At 72.7% G+C, this 6,218-nt stretch carries 7 protein-coding genes; 4 read left to right on the top strand and 3 right to left on the bottom strand.

Annotation, left to right across the window (positions count from 1 at the left end; translation table 11 throughout):
- Nucleotides 1–127 precede the first annotated feature (127 nt).
- Nucleotides 128–1,429 (top strand): AMP-dependent synthetase/ligase, encoded by a 1,302-nt coding sequence (locus tag AB8Z36_RS26930; protein WP_369215974.1) that lies wholly within the window; start codon nt 128–130, stop codon nt 1,427–1,429.
- Here the strand turns inward: AB8Z36_RS26930 and AB8Z36_RS26935 are convergent.
- The gene (locus AB8Z36_RS26935; protein ID WP_369215971.1) at nt 1,426–1,740 is read right to left on the bottom strand and encodes an AzlD domain-containing protein; all 315 of its coding nucleotides are present in this window, start codon (nt 1,738–1,740) and stop codon (nt 1,426–1,428) included. The two genes, AB8Z36_RS26930 and AB8Z36_RS26935, sit on opposite strands and share 4 nt — an antisense overlap.
- Complete coding sequence (locus AB8Z36_RS26940; RefSeq protein WP_369215972.1) at nt 1,737–2,555, bottom strand: AzlC family ABC transporter permease; 819 nt, start codon at nt 2,553–2,555, stop codon at nt 1,737–1,739. The genes AB8Z36_RS26935 and AB8Z36_RS26940 overlap by 4 nt, the downstream gene beginning before the upstream one ends.
- 185 nt (nt 2,556–2,740) lie before the next feature.
- On the opposite strand from AB8Z36_RS26940, the gene AB8Z36_RS26945 reads away from it, so the two are divergent.
- On the top strand, nt 2,741–3,283 hold the full coding sequence (locus AB8Z36_RS26945) for a helix-turn-helix domain-containing protein (RefSeq protein ID WP_369215975.1): 543 nt from the start codon (nt 2,741–2,743) through the stop codon (nt 3,281–3,283).
- Between the two features lie 137 nt (nt 3,284–3,420).
- Here the strand turns inward: AB8Z36_RS26945 and AB8Z36_RS26950 are convergent, their stop codons facing one another.
- Nucleotides 3,421–3,624 carry a cold-shock protein gene (locus tag AB8Z36_RS26950; RefSeq protein ID WP_006138897.1) on the bottom strand — a complete coding sequence of 68 codons (204 nt, stop codon included), beginning with the start codon at nt 3,622–3,624 and terminating at the stop codon, nt 3,421–3,423.
- Nucleotides 3,625–4,019: 395 nt separating this feature from the next.
- Here AB8Z36_RS26950 and AB8Z36_RS26955 point away from each other — a divergent pair, with 395 nt between their 5' ends.
- Entirely contained in the window at nt 4,020–4,814 is a 795-nt protein-coding gene (locus AB8Z36_RS26955) for a menaquinone biosynthetic enzyme MqnA/MqnD family protein (protein ID WP_440582002.1), read from the top strand.
- 500 nt (nt 4,815–5,314) lie between these two features.
- Nucleotides 5,315–6,218 (top strand): serine/threonine-protein kinase (locus AB8Z36_RS26960; protein ID WP_369215973.1); only part of this gene is annotated, 904 nt, incomplete at its 3' end.

Raw genomic sequence — 6,218 nt, forward strand, 5'->3', positions numbered from 1 at the left:
CCTCCGTGCCGCTCGTCGACGGGGGCCCCGGCGACTCCGGGGGGGGGGGGGGGGGGGGGGGGGGGGGGGGGGGGGGGGGGGGGGGGGGGGGGGGGGGGGGGGGGGGGGGGGGGGGGGGGGGGGGCTGCTGGCCCGTGCCGGGGAGGTSGGGCCCGCCGATCTCGCCACGATCATCTACACCTCCGGCACCACCGGCCTCCCCAAGGGCTGTCGGCTCACGCACGGGAACCTGCTCGCCGTGCAGCGTGCCTCCGTGCCGCTCGTCGACGGGGGCCCCGGCGACTCCACGTACCTCTATCTCCCCCTCGCCCATCTGCTGGCCCAGCTCATCGAGTTCACGACGCTCATCGAGGGCGGTGCGCTCACGTTCTTCGGGGGCCGGGTCGAGGACGTCGTGGCCGAACTGGCCGAGGCGCGGCCGACGCATCTGCCGTCCGTGCCGCGGCTCTTCGAGAAGGTGCGGTCGTTCGTGCTGTCCCTCGCCGAGGGCCGGGAAGGCGGGCGCGAGCGGTTCGAGGAGGCGGTGCGCATCGGTGTGCTCGCCGCCGACGGAGCGCTCCCGCCCGAGCTGCGGGACGCCTGCGAAGCCGCCGACAAGGCCCTCTACGGGCTCGTCCGGCAGGCGCTCGGCGGACGCGTCCGCTGCGCGATCACGGGCGGCGCGCCCATCGCCCCGGACACCATCGACTTCCTGCGGGCCTGCGGCGTCCCGGTCTACGAGGGCTACGGGATGACGGAATCCGCCGGGGTCCTCACCCTCAACCACCCCGGCGCCGTCCGTCCGGGCACCGTCGGCCGCCCGGTGGACGGCGTGGAGATCCGCGTCGCCGGGGACGGCGAGGTCCTGGCCCGTGGAGCCATGGTCTTCGACGGGTACCACAACGACCCCGGAGCCACCCGCGACGTTCTGGACGCCGAGGGCTGGCTGCACACCGGCGACCTCGGGTCGCTCGACGAGGACGGCTACCTCACCATCACCGGCCGGAAGAAGGACCTCATCATCACCTCGGGCGGCAAGAACCTCACGCCGTCGCTGGTCGAACTGGCCGTCCAGAACTCACGTTTCGTCTCCCGGGCCGTACTGGTGGGCGACCGGCGGCCGTACCCCGTCGCCCTCGTCACGCTGGACGCGGAGGAGGTCGCGGGCTGGGCCGCGCGCGAGGGCGTGCGGTTGAGCGAGCCGCTCTCCCGCGACGAGCGGGTGCGCGCCCTGGTCCAGGAGGCGGTCGACACCGCCAACGCCACCTTCTCGCGCCCCGCCCGCATCCGCGCCTTCGCGCTCCTCGACGAGGACTTCACCGTGGCGGACGGCCTGCTCACCCCCAGCCTGAAGGTCCGCAGACAAGCCGTGACGGAGCGGTACGCGGAGACGGTGGAGAAGCTGTACGAGACCGGACAGCGGTACGAGCCCGGACCCAGCCGTGCCTAGGAGACCCCGGCGAGCCGCAGCAGTGCCGTAGCCGTCGCCGCGGCCACCACGACCAGGGCGAACGGTGCCCTGCGCCAGGCGAGGACTCCGCCGACCAGCACACCGATGGGCCGCGCCCACCCCGCGAAGCCCTGGCCCTCGGTCAGCGCACCCGTGGCGAGCAGCGCGACCAGCAGCACGGTGGCCCCCACGGTCAGCAGCTCCTGGACGCGGACGGGCAGCTCCACGCGCCCGTGCAGCACGGGCCCGGCCAGGCGGAAGACGTACGTGCCCGCGGCGAGCGCGAGGACACAGGCGAGCGTGGCGTTCATGAGGAACTCCCTGGGACTTCGGTACGGGACGCGTCGGTACGGGCTGCGTCGGTACGGGAGCGGCGGGGGCGGCGCGTCCGGCCGGGACCGCGCCGGGCCGCGAGGAGCCCGAGCAGGGCGAGCAGCACCGGCACCCCGGCGGGCAGCAGCGGCGCCGCGACGACCGCGATCACCGCACCGGCCGCCGACGCCCGCCGCGCCGCGCTGTCGGCCCGCAGCGCGGGCAGCACCAGGGCGAGCAGCACCGCGGGGAACGCCGCGTCGAGCCCGAACCGGTCGGTGTCACCGAGCGCCGACCCCGCGAGGGCCCCCGCGAGCACGCTGACGTTCCAGGCCACGAACAGGCCCAGCCCGGATATCCAGAACGCGGCCTTGCGCGCTCCGCGCCCCTCCTGCGCGAGGACGAAGGCGGCCGTCTCGTCGGTGATGAGATGGGCGCCGATCAGCCGCGCCGCCCAGGACCGGCCGAGGTCCTCGGCGAGGGCCAGACTGAACGCCGCCGTGCGGGAGTTGAGCAGCAGGCCGGTCGCCGCCGCGGCCACCGGACCGCCGCCCGCGGTGAGCAGGCCGACCGCGCTGAACTGGGCGGAGCCCGCGTACACGAGCAGCGACATGAGGACCGGCACCCAGATGGGCAGCCCGCCCGCGACGGCGATCGCGCCGAAGGAGAGACCGACGACGGCGTCGGCGAGCCAGACGAGGGCGATGTCGCGCAGGACTCCGGGCGGGAGGTCGGACACGCGGACGGAGCGGGCGGGGGACACATCCCGGTCCGTTCGCTCTGTCGGGCTTTCTGTTCGGTGTGACGAACGCATGCGTCGTAGAATGGGCGGAGTGGACCGCGTTCGTCAAGCCGAACGATTCGTCCACTACAGCGAACGACGCCTCACCAGGAGCGAACGCGATGACCGACGGCACCGCAACCGGCCCCGCGACAGGCACCGCAGCAGGCGCCGCACCCGGAACCGGCCCCGGCGCGGCCGGTGCCCCGCCGTCCCGTATGCCCCGCGAATGGGTCGCGGCGGCCCTGCGCCGGGAGCGGACGAAGGCCGGGATCTCCCTCTCCGAGCTGGCCAAACGGGCCGGAATCGCGAAGTCCACGCTGTCCCAGCTGGAGGCGGCCACCGGCAACCCGGGCATCGAGACGCTGTGGGCGCTCGCCGTGGCCCTGGGGGTGCCGTTCAGTGTCCTGGTGGAGTCGCCCGCGCCCGCCGTGACGGTGATCCGGGCGGGTGAGGGTCCGACCATGCACGCGGAGAACTCCTCGTACGCGGGCACGCTGCTCTCACCGGGGCCGACGGGCGTGCGGCGCGACATCTACCACGGGGCCATGGAGCCGGGCGCTCCGCGCGCGTCCGACCCGCACATCCCCGGAACGGTGGAACACCTCGTCATCAGCACCGGCCGCCTGCTCGCGGGCCCCCAGGGCGAGTCGGTGGAGCTGGGCCCCGGCGACTACATGTCCTACCGGGGCGACGTGCCGCACGCCTATGAGGCGCTGGAACCGGCCACGACCTTCGTGATGATCATGCAGCACGTCTGAAGCGTGGGCGCCGCCGGAAAAGGCAGGAGCCCCGCTTCCCCCGCTGACGCGGAGGAGCAGGGCTCCTTGGGTACTGCATCCATGTCCGGATCAAGTCACCGGAGGAATCAAGCGCCCCACTCGCGTGAGGCGTCCGATTACATCGGGGTGACGTTCTCCGCCTGCGGACCCTTCGGGCCCTGCGTCACGTCGAAGGAAACGGCCTGGTTCTCCTCAAGGGAGCGGAAGCCGTTCGCGTTGATCGCGGAGTAGTGGACGAAGACGTCCGGGCCGCCGCCTTCCTGGGCGATGAAGCCAAAGCCCTTTTCAGCGTTGAACCACTTCACGGTTCCGGTAGCCATAAGCCCTCCTTGGGCCAAAGGGTTGCCCTGCTCCAGAACCAGCGATTGTTTAAACAACTGCATAAGTCTGAAAACGACGAGAGCCCGCGGGTCACATGCTCCGCAGGCTCTGTACTGCAAGGGAAACCAAACTGCAACTTGCGGCGAGCTTAGCACGCAGGCAGGGGAATGCAATAGGGGGCAAGATCACGTCACCCGGAGGTTTGACGGGGCTCCCAGTGGGGTTGACGAGACGCGTCAGGGACCCGGCGCCTGCACCGTACCGCAGTGGGGCTAGCCTCGCCGATGTGGACAATTCTCCCCTGGACGCCTTTGCGGGGGCAGGCGCCGAACAACTGCCCGACTCCCGTCGCACCCCTCGGCCGCGCGTCGGCCACATCCAGTTCCTGAACTGCATGCCCCTCTACTGGGGACTCGCGCGGACCGGGACCCTCCTCGACTTCGAGCTGACGAAGGACACCCCTGAGAAGCTCAGCGAACAGCTGGTGCGCGGCGAGCTCGACATCGCTCCCGTCACCCTGGTCGAGTACCTCAAGGCCGCCGACGACCTGGTCGCCTTCCCCGACCTGGCGGTCGGCTGCGACGGCCCCGTCATGTCGTGCGTGATCGTCTCGCAGGTCCCGCTCGACCGGCTCGACGGCGCCCGCGTCGCGCTCGGCTCGACCTCGCGCACCTCGGTCCGGCTCGCGCAGCTCCTGCTCGCCGAGCGGTACGGCGTGCGGCCCGACTACTACACGTGCCCGCCCGACCTGGGCCTGATGATGCGGGAGGCGGACGCCGCCGTCCTGATCGGGGACGCGGCGCTGCGCGCGAACCTGATCGACGGACCGCGCCTCGGCCTGGACGTCTACGACCTGGGCGCGATGTGGAAGGAGTGGACGGGCCTGCCGTTCGTCTTCGCGGTCTGGGCCGCGCGGCGCGACTACGCGGCGCGCGAACCCGAGGTCGTGCGCCAGGTGCACCAGGCCTTCCTGTCCTCCCGCGACCTCTCCCTGGAGGAGGTCACGAAGGTCGCCGAGCAGGCCGCCCGCTGGGAGTCCTTCGACGCGGACGTCCTCGAGCGGTACTTCACGACGCTCGACTTCCGCTTCGGCCCCGCGCAGTTGGAGGGCGTCACGGAGTTCGCCCGGAGGGTCGGCCCGACGACGGGCTTCCCGGCGGACGTGCGCGTGGAACTGCTGGGTTCCTGACCCCGCCGAGCCCCCCCGTCGACCGGGCCGGAATTACCGGCCCGGTCGGCCCGGCTCAGCCCCGGTCAGTTGAATACACACACGATGGCGAGCGATATCCCGCACCCCCGCGACATCACTACGACATCACTACGAGGTCGCTGGCGGGCGTAATAGTTGGCGGCGTCCGTATTGCGCACGAACGTCATCCCGATGAACGAGCAGGAACGAACGCCGACGGGAATTGCGGTGCTGACCGCTGATCGCCTGATCGCTTATCAGGACGGAGTGCCGGGGCGGAGTGCCGGGGCGGAGTGGCAGTGCGGAGTGGCAGGGCGGAGCGGAAAGGGCCGCGGTTAATGAGGGGTACGCGGCGGCCGGGTGCGGGGACGGCGCGGCGCACCCGTTCCGCACTACGCTGATTCGCAGGGGTAACGAGCGCGGTCGCGGCGGCGGGCGCGCGGACCACAGGGGTACGACGCGCCGGGTGACCCGAGGCGCGTCCGGGGGAGGCCAACGTCATGCGTCCGCTCGAAGCCGACGAGCCCACCACGATCGGTCCCTACCGGCTGCTCGGGAGGCTCGGTGCGGGCGGTATGGGCCGCGTCTACCTCGGCCGCAGCGAGGGCGGCCGGACGGTCGCCGTGAAGATCGTGCACCCCCACTTCGCGCTCGACGACGAGTTCCGCGCGCGCTTCCGGCGCGAGGTGGCCGCTGCGCGCCGGGTCGGCGGCGACTGGACGGCACCCGTGCTCGACGCGGACCCCGACGCAGCGGTGCCATGGGTCGCCACGGGGTACGCGGCCGGCCCCTCGCTCACCGAGGCGGTACGGGAGAGCGGCCCGCTGCCCGCCCACTCCGTACGGGTACTCGGCGCGGGCCTTGCCGAGGCGCTCGCGCACGTACACGCCCTCGGCCTGGTGCACCGTGACGTGAAGCCGTCGAACGTACTGCTCACCCTCGACGGGCCGCGCCTGATCGACTTCGGCATCGCCCGCGCCACGGACGGCACGACATCACTGACCTCCACGGGCGCCTCCATCGGCTCGCCCGGCTACATGGCGCCCGAGCAGATCCTCGGCAAGGGCGTCACGGGAGCGGCGGACGTCTTCTCGCTGGGCGCGGTCCTCGTCTACGCGGCGACGGGCGAGTCCCCCTTCCCCGGCGACTCGTCGGCCGCGCTGCTCTACAAGGTCGTCCACGAGGAGCCGGACCTCGGCGCGCTCACCGGTGACCTCCGCGACCTCGCGGCGTCCTGCCTCGCGAAGGATCCGGCGGCGCGGCCCGCCCCCGGTGACCTGGCCTGCCGCCTGGCTCCCGAGGGCGCGGCGGCGCTGGTGGCGGCGGGGTGGCTGCCGGGCCCGGTGGTGGAACGGGTGAGCCGCGGCGCGGTCCGGCTCCTGGACCTGGACACGGGCCCGACCC

It is taken from the genome of Streptomyces flavofungini (assembly GCF_041028215.1).
Taxonomy (GTDB): Bacteria; Actinomycetota; Actinomycetes; order Streptomycetales; family Streptomycetaceae; genus Streptomyces; species Streptomyces flavofungini_B.

Excerpts from the sequence above, each read along its gene's own strand:
- AB8Z36_RS26935 (WP_369215971.1), bottom strand. The coding sequence starts at position 1,740 with ATGAACGCCACGCTCGCCTGTGTCCTCGCGCTCGCCGCGGGCACGTAC.
- AB8Z36_RS26940 (WP_369215972.1), bottom strand. The coding sequence starts at position 2,555 with ATGCGTTCGTCACACCGAACAGAAAGCCCGACAGAGCGAACGGACCGG.
- AB8Z36_RS26945 (WP_369215975.1), top strand. The coding sequence starts at position 2,741 with ATGCCCCGCGAATGGGTCGCGGCGGCCCTGCGCCGGGAGCGGACGAAG.
- AB8Z36_RS26950 (WP_006138897.1), bottom strand. The coding sequence starts at position 3,624 with ATGGCTACCGGAACCGTGAAGTGGTTCAACGCTGAAAAGGGCTTTGGC.
- AB8Z36_RS26955 (WP_440582002.1), top strand. The coding sequence starts at position 4,020 with ATGCCCCTCTACTGGGGACTCGCGCGGACCGGGACCCTCCTCGACTTC.